At 62.5% G+C, this 17,316-nt stretch carries 19 protein-coding genes; 14 read left to right on the top strand and 5 right to left on the bottom strand.

Annotated features, from left to right (window positions below; genetic code table 11):
• Window positions 1-3: 3 nt before the first annotated feature.
• From bamA to QUG01_RS01145, 9 genes are all read left to right on the top strand, one after another.
• Complete coding sequence (gene bamA / locus QUG01_RS01105; protein WP_500828503.1) at window positions 4-2,319, top strand: outer membrane protein assembly factor BamA; 2,316 nt, start codon at window positions 4-6, stop codon at window positions 2,317-2,319.
• A gap of 21 nt (window positions 2,320-2,340) precedes the next feature.
• On the top strand, window positions 2,341-2,826 hold the full coding sequence (locus QUG01_RS01110; RefSeq protein WP_500828504.1) for an OmpH/Skp family outer membrane protein: 486 nt from the start codon (window positions 2,341-2,343) through the stop codon (window positions 2,824-2,826).
• Window positions 2,827-2,877: 51 nt separating this feature from the next.
• Entirely contained in the window at window positions 2,878-3,924 is a 1,047-nt protein-coding gene (gene lpxD / locus QUG01_RS01115) for a UDP-3-O-(3-hydroxymyristoyl)glucosamine N-acyltransferase (RefSeq protein WP_500828505.1), read from the top strand.
• Window positions 3,917-4,369, top strand: a complete 453-nt coding sequence (gene fabZ / locus QUG01_RS01120) for a 3-hydroxyacyl-ACP dehydratase FabZ (RefSeq protein WP_500828506.1) — start codon at window positions 3,917-3,919, stop codon at window positions 4,367-4,369. The genes lpxD and fabZ overlap by 8 nt, the downstream gene beginning before the upstream one ends.
• A gap of 1 nt (window position 4,370) precedes the next feature.
• Window positions 4,371-5,147 carry an acyl-ACP--UDP-N-acetylglucosamine O-acyltransferase gene (lpxA, locus tag QUG01_RS01125; RefSeq protein WP_103316822.1) on the top strand — a complete coding sequence of 259 codons (777 nt, stop codon included), beginning with the start codon at window positions 4,371-4,373 and terminating at the stop codon, window positions 5,145-5,147.
• A gap of 4 nt (window positions 5,148-5,151) precedes the next feature.
• On the top strand, window positions 5,152-6,324 hold the full coding sequence (gene lpxB / locus QUG01_RS01130) for a lipid-A-disaccharide synthase (RefSeq protein WP_500828507.1): 1,173 nt from the start codon (window positions 5,152-5,154) through the stop codon (window positions 6,322-6,324).
• Window positions 6,315-6,902 (top strand): ribonuclease HII, encoded by a 588-nt coding sequence (rnhB, locus tag QUG01_RS01135; protein WP_500828508.1) that lies wholly within the window; start codon window positions 6,315-6,317, stop codon window positions 6,900-6,902. Before lpxB ends, rnhB begins: the two co-directional genes overlap by 10 nt.
• A gap of 3 nt (window positions 6,903-6,905) precedes the next feature.
• On the top strand, window positions 6,906-7,409 hold the full coding sequence (locus tag QUG01_RS01140; RefSeq protein ID WP_500828509.1) for a DNA-deoxyinosine glycosylase: 504 nt from the start codon (window positions 6,906-6,908) through the stop codon (window positions 7,407-7,409).
• 139 nt (window positions 7,410-7,548) lie between these two features.
• Window positions 7,549-7,764, top strand: a complete 216-nt coding sequence (locus QUG01_RS01145) for a hypothetical protein (RefSeq protein WP_071108530.1) — start codon at window positions 7,549-7,551, stop codon at window positions 7,762-7,764.
• A 58-nt stretch (window positions 7,765-7,822) separates the two neighbouring features.
• Here QUG01_RS01145 and QUG01_RS01150 read toward each other — a convergent pair whose 3' ends face one another.
• Window positions 7,823-8,152: a hypothetical protein gene (locus QUG01_RS01150; protein ID WP_500828510.1), complete on the bottom strand. Its 330-nt coding sequence runs from the start codon at window positions 8,150-8,152 to the stop codon at window positions 7,823-7,825.
• Between the two features lie 267 nt (window positions 8,153-8,419).
• On the opposite strand from QUG01_RS01150, the gene QUG01_RS01155 reads away from it, so the two are divergent.
• Window positions 8,420-10,024 (top strand): NAD(P)/FAD-dependent oxidoreductase, encoded by a 1,605-nt coding sequence (locus tag QUG01_RS01155; protein ID WP_500828511.1) that lies wholly within the window; start codon window positions 8,420-8,422, stop codon window positions 10,022-10,024.
• A gap of 67 nt (window positions 10,025-10,091) precedes the next feature.
• Here the strand turns inward: QUG01_RS01155 and QUG01_RS01160 are convergent, their stop codons facing one another.
• The gene (locus QUG01_RS01160) at window positions 10,092-10,529 is read right to left on the bottom strand and encodes a cytidine deaminase (protein ID WP_500828512.1); all 438 of its coding nucleotides are present in this window, start codon (window positions 10,527-10,529) and stop codon (window positions 10,092-10,094) included.
• A 106-nt stretch (window positions 10,530-10,635) separates the two neighbouring features.
• Window positions 10,636-11,550: a LysR family transcriptional regulator ArgP gene (locus QUG01_RS01165; protein WP_500828513.1), complete on the bottom strand. Its 915-nt coding sequence runs from the start codon at window positions 11,548-11,550 to the stop codon at window positions 10,636-10,638.
• 262 nt (window positions 11,551-11,812) lie between these two features.
• On the opposite strand from QUG01_RS01165, the gene QUG01_RS01170 reads away from it, so the two are divergent.
• Entirely contained in the window at window positions 11,813-14,188 is a 2,376-nt protein-coding gene (locus tag QUG01_RS01170) for an EAL domain-containing protein (protein ID WP_500828629.1), read from the top strand.
• Between the two features lie 67 nt (window positions 14,189-14,255).
• The gene (locus QUG01_RS01175; protein WP_500828514.1) at window positions 14,256-14,891 is read left to right on the top strand and encodes a LysE/ArgO family amino acid transporter; all 636 of its coding nucleotides are present in this window, start codon (window positions 14,256-14,258) and stop codon (window positions 14,889-14,891) included.
• On the opposite strand, the gene QUG01_RS01180 is transcribed toward QUG01_RS01175, so the two are convergent.
• Entirely contained in the window at window positions 14,861-15,712 is an 852-nt protein-coding gene (locus QUG01_RS01180; RefSeq protein ID WP_500828515.1) for a LysR family transcriptional regulator, read from the bottom strand. The two genes, QUG01_RS01175 and QUG01_RS01180, sit on opposite strands and share 31 nt — an antisense overlap.
• A gap of 112 nt (window positions 15,713-15,824) precedes the next feature.
• Between QUG01_RS01180 and QUG01_RS01185 the strand changes: the two genes are divergently transcribed.
• The gene (locus QUG01_RS01185) at window positions 15,825-16,547 is read left to right on the top strand and encodes an SDR family oxidoreductase (protein WP_500828516.1); all 723 of its coding nucleotides are present in this window, start codon (window positions 15,825-15,827) and stop codon (window positions 16,545-16,547) included.
• Between the two features lie 15 nt (window positions 16,548-16,562).
• Here the strand turns inward: QUG01_RS01185 and QUG01_RS01190 are convergent, their stop codons facing one another.
• Window positions 16,563-16,778 carry a hypothetical protein gene (locus QUG01_RS01190; RefSeq protein ID WP_500828517.1) on the bottom strand — a complete coding sequence of 72 codons (216 nt, stop codon included), beginning with the start codon at window positions 16,776-16,778 and terminating at the stop codon, window positions 16,563-16,565.
• Between QUG01_RS01190 and QUG01_RS01195 the strand changes: the two genes are divergently transcribed.
• Window positions 16,770-17,315 (top strand): neutral zinc metallopeptidase, encoded by a 546-nt coding sequence (locus tag QUG01_RS01195; protein WP_500828518.1) that lies wholly within the window; start codon window positions 16,770-16,772, stop codon window positions 17,313-17,315. The two genes, QUG01_RS01190 and QUG01_RS01195, sit on opposite strands and share 9 nt — an antisense overlap.
• The last annotated feature ends 1 nt before the right edge of the window (window position 17,316 follow it).

A 17,316-nucleotide genomic window follows, 5' to 3' on the forward strand; every position in this document is an offset into this window, starting at 1 on the left:
CCTATGAAATTGAAGCTACTTTCAGCGGCCGTGCTGGGCCTATCCATGGCCTCCACTGCGATGGCCGCTGATCCTTTCGTCATCAAGGATATTCGCGTTGAGGGCCTGCAGCGTACCGAGCCGGGCACGGTCTTCAACTATCTGCCGGTCAAGGTGGGCGACACCTTTACCGATGCCAAGGCGCAGGAATCGATCAAGGCGCTGTTCAACACCGGTTTCTTCAACGACGTGCGCGTGGAAAGCCGCGGCGCTACCCTGATCGTCACCGTGGCGGAGCGCCCGGTGATCACCCAGCTCAACATCAACGGCGCCAAGGAATTCAGCAAGGATCAACTGAAGAAGGCGCTGAAGGACAACGGTTTTGCCGAGTCTCTGATCTTTGACCAGGCCCTGCTGGATGGCGCGGTGCAGGAATTGAAGCGCCAGTATTACAGCCGCGGCAAGTATTCGGTGGAGATCACGCCGTCCGTCACCAAGCTGGAGCGCAACCGTGTGTCGGTCACGCTGGACATCAATGAGGGCGTGACCGCGCGCATCAAGGAAATCCGCATCGTTGGCGCCAACGCTTTCTCGCAGTCCAAGCTGCTGGATGAGTTCAGCCTGACCACGGGCGGCTGGCTGTCATGGATCACCAAGGATGACCAGTATTCCAAGCAGAAACTGACTGGCGATCTGGAGAAGCTCAAGGCCCTCTACCAGAATCAGGGCTATATGGAGTTCGGCATCGACTCGTCGCAAGTGTCGATCAGCCCGGACAAGCAGAGCATGTACTTGATCATCAATGTGCATGAAGGCAAGAAGTTCACCGTGTCCGACGTGCGCCTGGCCGGCGATCTGAAAGTGCCGGAGCCGGAGCTGCGCAAACTGATCAGCATCAAGAACGGGGACACTTTCAATAATGAGAAAGTGACTGAAGCGGTCAAGGCGATCAGCGACCGCCTGGGCGAGGCCGGTTACGCCTTCGCCAACGTCAATGTGCTGCCGGATATCGATCACGACAAGCAGACCGCCGCTTTCACCTTCTTCGTCGATCCGGGCCGCAAGACCTATGTCCGCCGCGTCAATGTGGCCGGCAACAACAAGACGCGCGATGAAGTGATTCGCCGCGAATTGCGCCAGATGGAAGGCGCGCCGTACAACGCCGCAGACGTCAAGCGCAGCAAGGAGCGCCTGGACGGCCTGGGCTACTTCGAAGATGTGAACGTGGAAACGCCTGCCGTGCCGGACGCGCCGGATCAGGTGGACATGAACATCAGCCTGAAGGAACGCTCCACCGGCAGCATCTCCGGCAGCCTGGGCTATGTGCAGGGCGAGGGCCTGGTGATCGGCGCCAACATCTCGCAAAGCAATATCTTCGGTTCCGGCAAATACATGTCTTTGGGCATGTCCACGGGCAAGGTCAACAAGAACTACTCGCTGTCGTTCACCGATCCGTACTTCACGCCGGATGGCGTCAGCCTGGGCTATGACGTGTACGACCGCGTCTACAACCCGGACGCGACCTCTATCTCGGCATACAAGACCGGTACGATAGGCGCCGATGTGCGCTTTGGGGTGCCGATCACCGAGTACGACCGCATCAACTTCACGTTGGGCGCGGAAAAGACCGACATCACCACCTACAGCAACAGCCCGCAGCAGTACATCGACTTCGTCAACCAGTACGGCAGCAGCAACTACACCATACTCGGCACGGTGGGCTGGAGCCGCGACACCCGCGACAGCGCCTTGTGGCCGACGCGCGGCGCTACCATCCGCGTCAATGCCGATGCCGGTCTGCCGGGCGGTTCGCTGCAATATTACCGTCTGACGCACCAGCAGACCTGGTACTTCCCGCTGTCCAAGGACTTCACGCTGATGCTGAACGGCGAGCTGGGCTATGCCGACGGTTACGGCAAGACCAAGGTGCTGCCGTTCTTCCAGAACTTCTACATGGGCGGCCTGGGTTCGGTGCGCGGCTATGATACCAGCAGTATCGGTCCGTATGATTCCGTAGCCAATTCCTATCTGGGCGGCAATCGCAAGGCGGTGGCCAATGCGGAAATCCTGTTCCCGATGCCTGGCTTGAAGGATAATAAATCCGTGCGTCTGAGCGCCTTCGTCGACGTCGGCACGCTATGGAACACCAATCTGACCAGCCAGCAGAACGCCGCGGGAATTCACAGCTCGGTGAGCGATGGCTTGCGTTACTCTGCAGGCTTGGCGCTGACCTGGCTGTCGCCGATGGGCCCGATGAAGTTCAGTCTTGCCAATCCGCTGAAGAAGGAGCCGAACGACAAGCTTCAGCGCTTCCAGTTCCAGATGGGCACCACCTTCTAAACGCTATCCGAGGACGCAATCATGAAAGCATGGAAATGGTGGCTGGCTATGTTGAGCGTTGCGGCCATGCCGGTGCATGCCGCCGACTTCAAGCTCGGCTACATCAACGTCGAGCGGATTTACCGCGAGGCAGGCACTTCCATAGCCATCTACAAGAAGCTTGACAAAGAGTTCTCGGATCGCCGCGAAGAGTTGAAAAAGATGGAAACGCGGGCCAAGGATCTGGAGTCCCAGCTCGGCGGCAATAGCCTGTCTCAGGACGATCGCAAGCGTTTTGAGCGCGAATACGCCAGCCTGGACCGCGATTACCGCGCCAAGTCGCGCGAGCTGGCCGAGGATTACAACCAGCGGCGCAATGAAGAGTTCGCCGGCGTGACCGAACGGGCCAACCGCGTGGTCAAGGAGATCGCCCAGCGCGAGAACTACGACCTGATCCTGCAGGAAGCGGTGTACATCAACCCCAAGTTCGACCTGACGCCGCAAGTGCTCAAAGAACTGGACAAGTAATCGTTTAAACCGTCACCGGAGTAAGCCGACCCGCGGTCGGCTTTGTTTTTGATGTCCTACACACTCGCATACATCGTTGAACAACTGGGCGGCGAGCTGCGCGGCCCGGATCTGGCAGTCGAGCGGCTGGCGCCGCTGGAAAGCGCCGTCGCCGGCGAAGTGGCCTTTGTCGCCAGCGCCAAGTTCCGCCGCCAGATGCTGGCCAGCGCGGCCGGCGCGCTGATCGTCACCGAGGCGCTCGCCGCCGAGCTCGATGGCCGCTCGCTGATCGTCACCGCGGATCCTTATCTGTATTTTGCGCGGCTGGCCACCTTGTTTCATCCGCCCAAAGCGCCGCGCGCCGGCATTCATCCACGCGCGGTGGTGGGCGAGGGCTGCCGGATTGGCCTGAGCAGCGAGATCGCCGCCAACGTCACTATCGGCGACGATGTCGTCATCGGCGAGCGCTGCCGGCTGATGCCCGGCGTGGTGGTCGGCGACGGTTGCGTGCTTGGCGACGACGTCACGCTGTACCCCAATGTCACGGTTTATCATGGCTGCGTGATCGGCAACCGCGTCGGCGTGCATTCCGGCAGCGTGATCGGCGGCGACGGCTTCGGTCTGGCCTGGGACAAGGGCCACTGGTTCAAGATTCCGCAAACCGGCCGCGTGGTGCTGGAAGACGACGTGGAAATCGGCGCCAATACCACGGTGGACCGCGGCGCGCTGGTGGACACGGTGATCCGCAAGGGCGCCAAGATAGACAATCTGGTGCAGATCGCCCATAACGTGGAAATCGGCGAGCATACCGCCATCGCCGGTTGCGTCGGCATCGCCGGCAGCACCAAGATCGGCGCGCGCTGCACGGTGGGCGGCGCGGCGATGTTCGTCGGCCACATCGAAGTGGCGGATCGCACCCATATCGGCGGCGGCACCCTGGTGTCGAAATCGATCAAGGAAGCGGGCACTTATGCCTCGTCCTACCCCCTGCAAAGCATGAAGGACTGGTTGGCCAATGCCGTCCATGTCCGCCATCTGGATGATTTCGCCAAGCGCATCAAGCAGCTTGAGCGAGAACTGGAAACACTGAAAAATTCGAAGGAAGAACCTCATGAGTGAACACGCTGTCTCGATCGACGTCCGCGAGATCATGCGCTACCTGCCGCATCGCTATCCGTTCCTGCTGGTAGACCGCGTCACCGAGTTCGAAGCCCATACCCGCATCAAGGCCTTGAAGAACGTGACCATCAATGAGCCGTTCTTCGCGGGCCACTTTGAACAGTATCCGGTGATGCCGGGCGTGCTGATCATCGAAGCGCTGGCGCAGGCCGCAGGCATTCTGGCGATCAAGAGCCAGGGCGAGCGCGCCGAAAACGAATTGTATTTCTTCGTCGGCATCGACAACGCCCGCTTCAAGCGCCAGGTTGTGCCGGGCGACCAACTGGTATTCGAGGTGGAGCAGATGGCGCTGAAGCGCGGCATCGGCAAGTACTCGGCCCGCGCGCTGGTGGACGGCCAGGTGGCGTGCGAAGCGGAAATCATGTGCGCCAAACGCGAGGTGTGATATGACCATTCATCCGACCGCCATCGTTGACCCGAAGGCGCAGATCGCCGATGACGTGGAAATCGGCGCCTATTCCATCATCGGCCCGAATGTCAGCATAGACAGCGGCAGCTGGATCGGCCCGCACGTAGTGATCGAGGGCCATACCCGCATCGGCAAGAACAACCGCGTGTTCCAGTTCTGTTCGCTGGGCGCCATGCCGCAGGACCTGAAATACGCCGGCGAACCGACACGGCTGGAAATCGGCGACAACAATACCATCCGCGAGTTCTGCACCTTCAACACCGGCACGGTGCAGGATGGGGGTGTCACCCGCATCGGCAACGACAACTGGATCATGGCCTATGTGCACATCGCCCATGATTGCCAGGTCGGCAGCCACATCATCCTGGCCAACAATGCCACGCTGGCGGGACACGTGCATCTGGGGGACTGGGTCTTCCTGGGCGGCTTCACCAGCGTGCACCAGTTTGTCATCGTGGGCGAACATGCGATGACGGCGTTCGCCAGCGCCGTGGCGCAGGACATTCCGGCCTACGTGACCGCGCATGGCAACCGCGCCGTGCCTTCCGGCATCAATGCGGAAGGCATGAAGCGCCGCGGCTTCACGCCGGATCAGATCCGCCGCGTGCGCAACGCCTACAAAACCCTGTACCGCCAGGGTTTGAGCTACGACGAGGCCAAGGCCGCCATTCTGGCCGAGGCTGGCGAGGGCCACGCCGAGCTGGAGCCGTTCGTGCGTTTCTTTGGTCAATCGGCGCGAGGAATCATCCGCTGAGCTTATGAGCGATCACCTGTTCAAGCGCAAAGGCGCCCTGAAGGTGGCCATGGTGGCCGGCGAGGCCTCGGGCGACCTGTTGGGCGCTCATCTGATGGACGCGCTGCGGGCGCACCGCAGCGATATCGAATTCGCCGGCATCGGCGGCCCGCGCATGGAGGCCCGCGGCTTTCACAGCATGGTGCCGCAGGAAAAACTGGCGGTGCGCGGTTATTCCGAGGTGCTGAAAAGCCTGCCGGAGCTGCTGCGCATCCGTCGCCAGCTGCGCGAGCAGTTGCTGATGGAACGGCCGGACGTCTTCATCGGCATCGATGCGCCCGACTTCAATCTGGGGCTGGAGGCAGCGTTGAAGAAGGGCGGCGTGCAAACCGTGCACTACGTCAGCCCGTCGATATGGGCCTGGCGGCCGGAGCGCATCCAGAAAATCGGCCGCGCGGCCAACCATGTGCTGTGCCTGTTCCCGATGGAGCCGCCGCTGTACCGCCAGGCCGGCATCCCGGTGACTTACGTCGGCCATCCGCTGGCCAGCGAGATTCCGCTGGAACCCGATCAGGAGGCGATGCGCGATCAACTGGGCCTGCCGCTGAATGTGCCGGTCTTCACCCTGATGCCGGGCAGCCGGCAGAGCGAGCTGGAATACATGGTGCCGGTGTATCTGGATACGGCCCGGCTGCTGCTCAGGCAATATCCAGATGCCCAGTTCCTGGTGCCCTTGGCCACCCGCGCCACGATGGAGCAGTTCGAGCGCATGCTGTATCAGTTGAAGGCGCGCGATCTGCCCATCCGCAAACTGTTCGGCCATGCGCAGATGGCGATGATCGCCAGCGACGTGGTGTTGGTCACCAGCGGCACCGCCACGCTGGAAGTGGCGCTGACCAAACGGCCTATGGTCATCAGCTACAAGCTGTCGGCGCTGACGTATCGATTGGTCAAACGCAAGATCAAGCTGCCGTATGTGGGCCTGCCCAATATCCTGTGCGGCCGCTTCGTGGTGCCGGAGCTGTTGCAGAAGCAGGCTACGCCGGAAAAGCTGGCCGAAGAGATGCAGCGGTTGTACACCGATACCGCGGCGCGGGCCGATATGGTCAAAACTTTCACCGAGCTGCAGCTGACGCTGCGCCAGGATACCGCCAACCGCGCGGCGCGCGCGGTGCTGGATGTGGCGCGATGCAATTGATCTGCGGCGTCGATGAAGCCGGCCGCGGCCCGCTGGCTGGCGCGGTATTCGCCGCCGCCGTCATTCTGGACCCGGCCAAGCCCATTGACGGCCTGGCCGATTCCAAGGTGCTGAGCGAGGCCAGACGCGACGCGCTGGCCGAGCTGATCAAGCGCGACGCGCTGGCCTGGTGCATTGCCAGCGCCAGCGTGGATGAGATCGACAAGCTCAATATCCTGCAGGCGACCATGCTGGCGATGACGCGCGCGGTGGAAGGCTTGTCGGTGCGGCCGGCGCTGGCGCAGATCGACGGCAATCGCGTGCCCAAGCAGCTGCCGGTGCCGGGGGAGGCCATCGTCAAGGGCGACGCCAAGGTGGCGGCCATTTCGGCCGCGTCCATCCTGGCCAAGACCGCGCGCGACGCCGAACTGGTGGCCCTGGACGCCTTGCATCCGCAGTATGGTTTCGCCCGCCACAAGGGCTATCCCACGGCGGAACACCTGGCGGCGATCGAATCCCACGGCGTCCTGCAGGCGCATCGCAAGACCTTTGGCCCGGTCAAGGCCTGGCTGGCGCGCCAGCAGGGACAGCTGTTCTGATATATGTCGCCAGGAGACAAGCGCTGCTTCGCCCCAGTGGTGGACGGCCATACCCGTTTGCTGATCCTGGGTTCGCTGCCCGGCGACGCCTCTTTGGCCGCCGGGCAGTATTACGCGTATCCCCACAATAAATTCTGGGAGCTGTTGGGCGCGGTCATCGGCGTCGACCTGCGCGCGCTGCCATACCCGGCGAGATTGGAATCGTTGCTGGCCCATGGCGTGGGCTTGTGGGACGTCATCGCCCAGGCCGAGCGCAAGGGCAGCCTGGACGCGGCCATCCGCAATCAGAAACATAATGCGCTGCTTGACCTGCTGAGCGAGCTGCCGGCGCTGCGCGCCGTGGCGTTCAACGGCGGCACGGCGGCCAAAATCGGCCGGAGGCAGTTGAAGCCTTGCGGCGACGATCTGCTGCTGATCGATCTGCCCTCGTCCAGCCCGGCGCATACCTTGCCGCTAGAGGCCAAGATTCAGGCCTGGTCTGTTTTGCGTGAGGCGCTGGCGCGATAAGGCGCAAGGCGTGGCGCGTTTGCCATGCCGCCGCAGCGGAAAACGGCATCGCGCGCATTCGGGCTTGCGGCGCAGTGGCAATTCAGACCATATTTACATCTCCATCAGTGTCGCAGCACCACCAGCCGGAGGATTGCCGATGAGTCGTTACTGCATCTGGTTTGTCAGCGCGGACGATAGCGTGATGCGCCGCGCCGAAGTCGTCATCAACGGCGTGATTCATGGGCATATGGTCTTGGAAGAGATAGAAGCGCAGCTGGCGCGCGATTGCGGCCTGAGCCAGGTGATGATCGTGGATTGGAAGCGCTTCGAATCGCCGGACGAGGACGGCGGCAGGCTGGCGCGGGTGGCTTGAGCCGGCGTGCAAGGCTTGCGGCACCGCGAAGGCGCCGCTTGCATACGCCTGAGCCGGGTTAGCGCAAGTGGCTGACTTGGCCGATGTCCAGTTGGCGGATCTTGCCGTCACCGCCCAGCTGGAATTTGAAGAAGGTCTCGAAATCTCCCCAGCGGTCGCTGTGGAAGGCTCCATAGATGTCCAAGCCCTGATTCTCCACGCGGTCTATGCGTGTGAAGCGCTCATGTCCCATGGCGTGTTCACTGAACTTGAGGAAGTTGGCAGGCAGGCCTTCATCGGTGAAGGTGAGGTCCGGGCTGAATTGAGCCAGCCATGCGGAGTGGTCTCCCTGCTGCAATGCCTGTATTGCTGATCGGACGATAGGTTGCGTCAGCATTTCCAGATTCATGGTCTTGCTCCTGATACGCCAAAACTTCGGTGCGCCCATGCAGGCCTGCCGCGTCTTTGGCGCAGAGCGGAGGCGGGCGGGGAATGGTGGTGCGGGCCGTCGGCTGTCATCAGGAGTCCATAGGCGGACGGCGGAAACTATACAGAAGGCTATAGTCAACATCCGAACGCATTGCAATCGGCGGCTTGACCTGAGTCGTGCCGCCGCGTCCGTTTGCCGCTACAATGGCGCCTCGTTGAATAGACACCAACCTGGTACTGGATTTTTATGTTGCGTATTTCCGAACTGAAACTGCCGCTGGATCATACCCCGGAGGAGCTGGCCGCAGCCGTGGCGGATTTTCTGAAAGTGGCGGCCGAGGACGTTCGCGGTTTTACCGTGTTCAAGCGCAGCTACGACGCGCGCAAGGGCGTGATGAGCCTGGTCTACATCATCGATGTCGATGTAGCCAATGAAGACAAGCTGTTCGCCCGTTTCAAGGGCGACCGCCGCGTGGCGCCCACGCCTGACACCAACTACTACTATGTCGGCCAGGCGCCGGCCGAGCTGAAGCAGCGGCCGGTGGTGGTCGGCTTCGGTCCCTGCGGCATTTTCGCTGCGCTGATCCTGGCCCAAATGGGCTTCAAGCCCATCGTGCTGGAGCGCGGCAAGGAAGTGCGCCAGCGCACCAAGGATACCTGGGGCCTGTGGCGCAAGAGCCAGCTCAATACCGAATCCAATGTGCAATACGGCGAAGGCGGCGCCGGCACCTTCTCCGACGGCAAACTGTACAGCCAGATCAAAGACCCGCGCCACCTGGGCCGCAAGGTGCTGGCCGAGTTCGTCAAGGCCGGCGCGCCGGAAGAAATCCTTTACTTGGCTCGCCCGCACATCGGCACCTTCCGCCTTGTCAGCATGGTGGAGAATATGCGCGCCGAGATCATCGCCCTGGGCGGCGAAATCCGCTTCGAGCAGCGCGTCGACGACGTGATTCTGGAAAACGGCCGCATCCGCGGCGTGAAGCTGGCCGATGGCGGCGAGGTGCTCAGCGATTACGTGGTGCTGGCCCTGGGCCACAGCGCGCGCGACACCTTCCAGATGCTGGAAAAGCGAGGTGTGTATATGGAAGCCAAGCCGTTTTCCATCGGTGTGCGCATAGAACACCCGCAATCGCTGATCGACCAGGCGCGCTGGGGCAAGTATGCCGGCCATCCGATTCTGGGCGCGGCCGACTACAAGCTGGTGCATCACGCCGGCAACGGCCGCGCGGTGTACAGCTTCTGCATGTGCCCAGGCGGCACCGTGGTGGCGGCCACCTCGGAAGAGAAACGCGTGGTGACCAACGGCATGAGCCAGTATTCGCGCAACGAGCGCAACGCCAACTCCGGCTTCGTGGTCAGCATCTCGCCGGAAGTCGATTACCCGGGCGGCCCGCTCGCCGGTCTGGATTTCCAGCGCGAGCTGGAGAGCAAGGCCTACGAGCTGGGCGGCGGCGACTACTTCGCGCCGGCGCAGCTATTGGGCGACTTCATGTCCGGCAAGCCGTCCACCAAGCTCGGCGAGGTGGAGCCGTCGTACAAGCCGGGCGTGACCATGACGGATCTGTCGCGCATTCTGCCGGATTTCTGCGTGGAGGCCATGCGCGAGGCGATTCCGCATTTTGCGCGCCAGATCCGCGGTTATGATCTGTACGATGCGGTGCTGACCGGCCTGGAGACCCGCACCAGCTCGCCGCTGCGCATCACGCGCGGCGACGATTACCAGAGCCTGAACGTCAAGGGGCTGTTCCCGGCAGGCGAGGGCGCCGGCTACGCCGGCGGCATTCTGTCGGCCGGTGTGGACGGCATCAAGATCGCTGAGGCGGTGGCCCAGGCCATGCTGTCCGATCGTTAAACATGAAAGAAAAACGGAAACCTTCGGGTTTCCGTTTTGTTTTGCGAGCGACTTGGCCGCTTGATAGTCAGGCGACCGGCTCCTGCAGATTCTTGGGGCCGAAGGCGCCCGGCAGCAGCAGGTCCAGCGTGGTGTCTATCATCTCGTCGCCATCGCAGATGGCGCGCACCCGCATGGTCGGGCCGAATTCGTTCAGCACCTGGCGGCAGGCGCCGCAGGGCGGGGTGGGGGTGTCGGTGGGCGTGTAGATGCACACGGCGGCCACTTCCTGCATGCCCTGATTGGCGCGCGCGGCGTAAACGGCGGTGCGCTCGGCGCAATTGGTCAGGCCGTATGAGGCGTTTTCCACATTGCAGCCGATGTGGATTTTGCCGTTGCCATCGAGGATGGCGGCGCCGACGGAGAACTTGCTATAGGGCGCGTAAGCCTGTTTCGCGGCCAGACGCGCTGCCATTTCCAGTTCTGCCCACTGTTCATTGCTGGGTACATGCTGATTGCTGGTCATGCTGCCTCCATAAAACCAGGTCGGCGTCGGATGATGCGACAGGGCGGAGGCCTTGTCAATGCAGGCTTGCCGCGCCGATCCCAAGCGTGTTGTCGAATGGATTCTGCTATTGCTCGGCTTGTTTCACTTTGTCTTGGCGCAAGTATCGTCCGCAATAGTCCAGCATCGCTTCAGTCAGCGCATGAGATAGCTGCGACTCCACGCGCCAGTGATGCCAATACAGCGGAATGTCTATGTATTGACCTGGAAACAGGTCTATCAGTTTGCCGCTGGCCAAGTCGTCTTCCAGCAGCAGCTCCGGCAGCAGGCAATAGGCCAGTCCTTGCCGCGTCAGTTCCACGAAACCTTGCGCCGATGGGATGGTGAAGCTGGGAAAGCTGCCATCGTAGCCGGCCGCCTGCCGCAGAAACTGGGCCTGCACCGCGTCCTTGCGGCTGAACAGGATGGAAGGCGCGCGCGCCAGCGCGGCATGGTCCACGCCGTCGGGAAAGTAGCGGGCGGCGAATGCCGGCGTGGCCAGGCATAGGTAGCGCATCGCGCCCAGATAATGCTGGATGCCGCCCTGGATGGGCACCGGGCGCGTGCCGACGCAGCCTATCACGTGGCCGGTGCGCATCAATTCGTGGGTGTGGTCCTGGTCGTCCACCACGATGTCGAGCAACAAGTCTCGCTCTGCCAATACCGGCGCCACCGCCTGCATATACCAGGTGGCCAGGCTGTCGGCATTGACGCCCACCGCCAGCGTGGTGAATTCGCGCTGGCGGGTCGCGGGGTTGAGTTTTTGCAACAGCTGTCCTTCCATCAGCAGCAGCTGCTGATAATGCTGCAGCAGCTGGCGGCCGGTTTCGGTCGCTTCCGCCGGCACCGTGCGGGTGAGAACGGGTTGCCCCAGCAGTTCTTCGAGCTGGCGTATGCGTTGCGACACGGCGGATTGGGTCAGGAACAGTTTTTTCGCAGCCTTGTCGAATCCGCCGGTTTCCGCCACCGCCGCCAGGGTCTGCAGTTGTCTTGGATCTAGCAAGGGTCGCTCACCGAAGAGGTATGAGTAAAAATCCGATTAATAATACCGCTTAACAATGCCGCTGGACTTGCTTAAAAGCCAGCGTCGTGGCATGTTCCGGTTTCGGCATCTCGATTGCGCGCCATGGGCTTGCCGCCTGCCGCAGAATCGGGACGCCGCAACACAATACAAGAAAAAGCTCGCTCATGGGCGGGTTGTCATGATTGCAGCGATGGATGCGGGCAAGGGCGGACCTGATGCAAATCAGGCGCGGAATGTGAAGATGCAGACGGACGACAAGGCACTCCTGGCGGGGATGTGCCGTTTTATCGGCATCCGGGCCGAACACCTGGCGCAATTGCCGCGCTACGCCGAGCTTTGCCTGGCGAGACGGCCCTTGCTGGCCAAGGAGCTGTATTGGCATCTGCTGAAGAGCGAGCGCGAGTCGGAGCTGCTGCTACAGCAGGCGGGCTGCCTGGATGCGGCGGTGGAGCGCTTGTTGCAGGATTGGGAAAAGCTGCTGCGCCATCCTCTGGACGAAGCGCGGGCCCGCCAGCTCAGCCAGGCCGGCGAAGCGTACTGCCGGCTAGGCATCGGCCTGGATTGGCTGTCCGGCCTGTATGAGAGGGTCCAGGCGCATCTGCTGGCCAGCCTGGCGCAAGCGCCGCTGCCCGAAGAGGCCGCCGCCGAGGCCGCGCGGCTGTTGCGCAAGCGCATCCTGCTGGATCAGATGCTGAAAACTCATGGTTACCAGCGAGGCATCCAGCAAGAATCGGCTTCCTGCCAGCAGCATCTGCAGTCGATATCGGCCTTGTATTCCACCTTGAGCGGCGTCACGCTGGCGCTGGCCGACAGCGTGGATCGCCGAGTGATGCTGCAGTCGGTTTGCGATGTATGCGTGCAGGAATCCTCTTTCAATATCGCCTGGGTGGGCATGCTGGATGGCGGCGAGTTGCAGATGACCGCCCTGGCGCACCAGGGCTGGAGCACGCCAGGCGAGGAGATGTTCTCCTTTGTCCGGCTGGATACCGGCCATGAAGCCAATCCGGCGGTCCGCGCCGTTCGCAGCCGCGCGCTGCAAGTCAGCAACGATGTGCGCAATGATTCCGGCCTGCATGGCTGGCGCGATGGTCTTGGCGGCCTGGACGAGGGCAGCTTGCTGGTGGCGCCGCTGCTGGCGCGCCAGCAGGTCATCGGCGTATTGGCGCTGCATTCCCGGCACTGCGGTTTCTTCGATCAAACCCGACTCGCCCTGTTCGACGTGATGGCGCGCGAGATCGGCCGCGCGCTGGAGCGGCATGAAGCGCTTGAGCGCAGCCAGCGCATCGAAACCGAACTCGATTTTCTCAGCCGCCACGATGCCTTGACCGGGCTGCCCAACCGCAGCCAGATGCAGGATCTGATCGGCCGTCTGCTGGGCGCCAGGCATGGGGGCAGCCAGGTGGCGGTGCTGGCTGTCGCGGTGGAGGGCTTTCACGATATCAACGCCCGGCTAGGCTACGACGGCGGCGACATGGTGCTGTGCGAGATGGCGCGCAGGCTGCGCGACGCCATCTATCCCTTCGGGCACGTCGGCCGGGTGGGCGCGTCCCGTTTCATGGCCTGCACCGAGCGGGTAGACCGCGTCCAGGCGCTGGTGGACGCGGTGTTGCGGCAGCTGCCGCTGCCGGTGGAAGTGATGGGCGTCACGGTGGAGGCGCGTTGCAGCGTCGGGGTGGCGGTCAGTCCGGCCGGGCCGTGCGATCCCGCCAGCCTGCTGCGGCGGGCCAATCTGGCGCTGAATCGCGCCAAGGAGCAGGGCGGCGGACATTGCCGCCACTACGACGCGGCGCTGGACGAGGAAATCCACCGCCTGCACGCGATGCGCAGCGCCTTCGCCATGGCGGTGCCGCGCGGCGAGCTAAGGCTTTATTTCCAACCCAAGATCAATTTGCAGACCAACCGCATCGAAGGCGCGGAAGCGTTGGTGCGCTGGGTGCGCGATGGCCGGTTTGTCTTGCCCGGCGAGTTCTTTCCCGCCATCGAGAACAGCGGTTTGATGCGCGAGCTGGACTGGTGGGTGCTGCGCGAAGCGGTGCGCCAGGCCAGCGAGTGGCGCAGCCAGGGGCAGTCGATACCCGTCAGCGTCAATCTTTCCGCCGCCACGCTGAAGCACGACGATTTCCTGCCCCTGCTCAACGCGCTGCTGGAAAGCCATCCTATGCCTGATGGATTCCTGGAGCTGGAGGTGCTGGAGAGCGTCACCCAGCAGGAGGCGGAGCAGATCACGGCCAAACTGGAGCGTTGCCGCGATCTGGGCCTGTCCATCGCGCTGGACGATTTCGGCACCGGCGCGTCGTCGCTGGTGCATTTGCAGCAACTGCCCTTCGACACCATCAAGATTGACCAGCGTTTCGTCCGTTTGCTGCGGGACATGCCCGGAAACGAGGCCATCATCCGCAGCATGCTGTCGTTTGCGCACTATACCGGCCGCAAGCTGGTGGTGGAGGGCGTGGAGAGCCGGGCGATCTGGCAGCGGCTGCAGGAGATAGGCTGCCATGACGGGCAGGGCTATGGCATTTCGCCGCCTTTGGCGGCGCATGAGCTGCCCGGATGGGTGCGCGACTGGAATCTGTGCGGCATGGATGTGCACAGTATTAATCCTGCTTATGTATCATGATTTTTATTAGTTTTACTTAACCATCTGTCTGCGGTTAATCTGCCTGCTAACGATTCAGGAGCAGGCTATGTTCAATTTCAGTGTTTTTCTCTCCGCGCTGGGCATCTCGTTCAGCCAGATCGTCGGCATCGGCCCGCAAAACGCCTACGTGCTGCGCCAAGGCATAGGACGCAGCCATGTGCTGCCCATCATCGCCATCTGCATTGTCGCGGATATTCTCTTGATTGCCAGCGGCGTGCTGGGCATGGGCAAGGTGGTAGCCGGCATCCCGGGCTTTCTCAGCGTGGTGACCTGGGGCGGCGCGGCTTTCATCTTGTGGTTGGGCTTCAAGTCATTCCACGCCGCATGGAGCGCCGGCGGCATGTCGCTGGCGGGCAGCGTGGAGCGCGACCGCAAGCGCGCCATCCGCACCATTCTGGTGGTGACGCTGCTGAATCCTTATGTCTGGCTGGATACGGTGGTGCTGATCGGCGGCGTGTCCACGGTCTATGGCGAAGAGGCCAATCTGTCCTTCCTGTTGGGCAGTCTGTGCGCCTCCGTGCTGTGGTTCGGCATCATCGGCCTGTTTGCCGGCAAGCTGGCGCCGTTGTTCGAAAAACCGGTCAGCTGGCGCGTGCTGGATTGCCTGATCGGCTTCGTCATGCTGTTTACCGCTTCCATGCTGATCTACAACTACGGTCTGTCTGCGCCGCTGCCTTTGTAAATATCCAGATTTTCCTTTAATGCCTGCAGCGCGGGCAGCTCCAATGCCTGCGCCGGATAGCACAGGCCGACTCGCCGCGTAGGCCGCGCGCCGGCCAGCGCTACCGCCCGCAAGTCGGGATGGTCTGCCGCCAGCGAGGCGGGCAGCAGCGCCACTCCCATCCCCGCGGCGGCCATGTGAGCGGCCAGTCTCAGGCTGCCGGCGCGGGCCGCCGCCGCCAGGGATGGCGCGGCGGCGGCGTGCAGGTCCAGCAGTCGTTGATGGCTGGGGTGGCCGGGGCAGATGATCCAGTCCGGCTCATCCAGCAGCGCCGGGTCTGCTTCGGCGCAGGCAGCCAAGGCGTGCCCAGGCGGCACCGCCAGCACGAAATCCTCTTCCCATAGCGGCAGGAACAGCTCGTCTTCGCAACGGCCATCCTCCGCGGCCAGCCTGACGTCTCCATCGCAGCCTTCCACCACCTCGGCCAGAATCCCCGGTTTCGCCGCGGCAATTCGCGCAAGCAAGCTTTCCAGCTGGCTGCGGCTGATGTCTGGGTCGATGCCCACGCGCAAGGGCAGACAGTCTTGCTGTTGGCGAAACATGCGCGATAGGGCGTCGGCTTGCGCCAGCATCCGCCGCGCTTGCGGGTACAGCAGCCTGGCATGCTCGCTGACGGCCACGCCGCGAGGCAGGCGCTCGAATAATGCGGTTCCCAGTTCCTCCTCCAGCTGGCGGATGGTGACCGACAGCGTGGGCTGGGTGACGAACAGCTGTTGCGCCGCCAGTGTGATGCTGCGCGCTTCGAATACGGCGACAAAAGCCTTGAGTTGGCGAATATCCATAGAAAAATCCGATGACTGATAGTGGTTTTTATCATTTTTCAGGGCGATATGGGCTCACTATACTGCCATGCATTAACTCTGCATCGTTTTTTTTTATGGAAGGAGACCATCCATGAGCAAGCCCCTGATCGTGATCACCGGCGCCAGTTCCGGCATCGGCGCCGCTACTGCCAAATTGTTCGCCCAGGCGGGCCATCCGCTGTTGCTGCTGGCCCGCCGCGTGGAGCGGCTGGAAGCCTTGGCGCTGCCGAATACCCTGTGCCGCCAGGTAGACGTGACCGACCGCGCAGCCATGCAGCAAGCGCTGGCGGAGGCGGAGGCCAAGTACGGTCCGGCAGACGCCATCGTCAACAATGCCGGCGTGATGCTGCTGGGCGCGATGGCGCAGCAGGATCCGGATGAGTGGCAGCGCATGCTGGACGTCAACGTCAAGGGCCTGCTCAACGGCATCCATGCCGTGCTGGCCGGCATGCAGGCGCGCGGCCGCGGCACCATCATCAATATCAGCTCGATTGCCGGCCGCAAGACCTTTCCCAGCCACGTAGCCTATTGCGGCACCAAGTTCGCCGTGCATGCGATCTCGGAAAACCTGCGCGAGGAAGTGTCCGGGCAGGGCGTGCGGGTCATCACCATCGCGCCGGGCGCGGTGGAAACCGAGCTGCTGGGCCATACCACCGACGAAGCGATCAAGGCTGGTTATCAGGAGTGGAAGCAGCAGATGGGCGGCGTGCTGGCGGCAGACGATGTCGCCCAGGCCATCGCCTACGCTTACGGCCAGCCGCAACGGGTGTGCATCCGCGAGATCGTGCTGGCGGCCACTGGCCAAGCCGCCTGAGTCTGGGGTCCGGTGTCAGCAAGCAAAGCGAGCGCCGTGAGGCGGCTCGCTTTGGTTTTGGGTGGTAATTTTTGTTGGGCTCTGGCAGGAGGAGGCGACAAAGCCATGAAATGCAATATGCATATCAAGTTGGGCGTTTAGCAGAATTGATTCTTTCAAATTCCAATATCCATATTGCATAAATAAATCTCCGTGGCACCACACAACAAGGAGAAAGAGATCATGACCCATCGATTCATCCGCCTGTTCGTCCTCGGGGCGGCTCTGGCAGGCCAAGGCGCGCTGGCGATGCCGGTGAACAACAGCTACATCCAGGCCAGCGCCGGCGAGATTCGCGGTTTTCTAGGCGGCTACGCCAGGCCCACGGTCTATGTGGACCAAAACGCTTGCGGCGAGCCGGAGGCCAGCGCCATGGCCTGCGGCCCGTATACCATCAGCGTTGGCACCAGTTTCCTGCAGCAGCAGGAGAACAGCTATGGCAACTACGTGGCCAAGTTCATCCTGGCGCATGAGTGGGGGCATTCTGTTCAATTCACTCGCGGGATCGACCGCCGGCCGCCGATGCAGGAGCTGCAGGCCGATTGCGTGGGCGGCACTTTCGCCAAATACGCCGAAACCAGTCTGCGCTACCCCAGCTTCATCGAGAACGCGGTGGCCTCGGCGCGCGATGCGGCGGATTACCAGGAGCATGGCACGCCGTCACAGCGCGACTACTACTCGCGCTATGGCTACGCCAATGGCTTCAATAGCTGCATGACGCGGATCTGAC

Source organism: Chromobacterium sp. CCUG 76385, from assembly GCF_059916625.1.

Bases quoted from the DNA above. Each gene is read 5' to 3' on its own strand.
- QUG01_RS01180 (WP_500828515.1), bottom strand. From the start codon at position 15,712: ATGGATATTCGCCAACTCAAGGCTTTTGTCGCCGTATTCGAAGCGCGC.
- lpxA (WP_103316822.1), top strand. From the start codon at position 4,371: ATGACCATTCATCCGACCGCCATCGTTGACCCGAAGGCGCAGATCGCC.
- QUG01_RS01110 (WP_500828504.1), top strand. From the start codon at position 2,341: ATGAAAGCATGGAAATGGTGGCTGGCTATGTTGAGCGTTGCGGCCATG.
- bamA (WP_500828503.1), top strand. From the start codon at position 4: ATGAAATTGAAGCTACTTTCAGCGGCCGTGCTGGGCCTATCCATGGCC.
- QUG01_RS01195 (WP_500828518.1), top strand. From the start codon at position 16,770: ATGACCCATCGATTCATCCGCCTGTTCGTCCTCGGGGCGGCTCTGGCA.
- lpxB (WP_500828507.1), top strand. From the start codon at position 5,152: ATGAGCGATCACCTGTTCAAGCGCAAAGGCGCCCTGAAGGTGGCCATG.
- QUG01_RS01145 (WP_071108530.1), top strand. From the start codon at position 7,549: ATGAGTCGTTACTGCATCTGGTTTGTCAGCGCGGACGATAGCGTGATG.
- lpxD (WP_500828505.1), top strand. From the start codon at position 2,878: ATGTCCTACACACTCGCATACATCGTTGAACAACTGGGCGGCGAGCTG.
- QUG01_RS01170 (WP_500828629.1), top strand. From the start codon at position 11,813: ATGCAGACGGACGACAAGGCACTCCTGGCGGGGATGTGCCGTTTTATC.
- rnhB (WP_500828508.1), top strand. From the start codon at position 6,315: ATGCAATTGATCTGCGGCGTCGATGAAGCCGGCCGCGGCCCGCTGGCT.
- QUG01_RS01175 (WP_500828514.1), top strand. From the start codon at position 14,256: ATGTTCAATTTCAGTGTTTTTCTCTCCGCGCTGGGCATCTCGTTCAGC.
- fabZ (WP_500828506.1), top strand. From the start codon at position 3,917: ATGAGTGAACACGCTGTCTCGATCGACGTCCGCGAGATCATGCGCTAC.
- QUG01_RS01140 (WP_500828509.1), top strand. From the start codon at position 6,906: ATGTCGCCAGGAGACAAGCGCTGCTTCGCCCCAGTGGTGGACGGCCAT.
- QUG01_RS01185 (WP_500828516.1), top strand. From the start codon at position 15,825: ATGAGCAAGCCCCTGATCGTGATCACCGGCGCCAGTTCCGGCATCGGC.
- QUG01_RS01150 (WP_500828510.1), bottom strand. From the start codon at position 8,152: ATGAATCTGGAAATGCTGACGCAACCTATCGTCCGATCAGCAATACAG.
- QUG01_RS01160 (WP_500828512.1), bottom strand. From the start codon at position 10,529: ATGACCAGCAATCAGCATGTACCCAGCAATGAACAGTGGGCAGAACTG.
- QUG01_RS01155 (WP_500828511.1), top strand. From the start codon at position 8,420: ATGTTGCGTATTTCCGAACTGAAACTGCCGCTGGATCATACCCCGGAG.
- QUG01_RS01190 (WP_500828517.1), bottom strand. From the start codon at position 16,778: ATGGGTCATGATCTCTTTCTCCTTGTTGTGTGGTGCCACGGAGATTTA.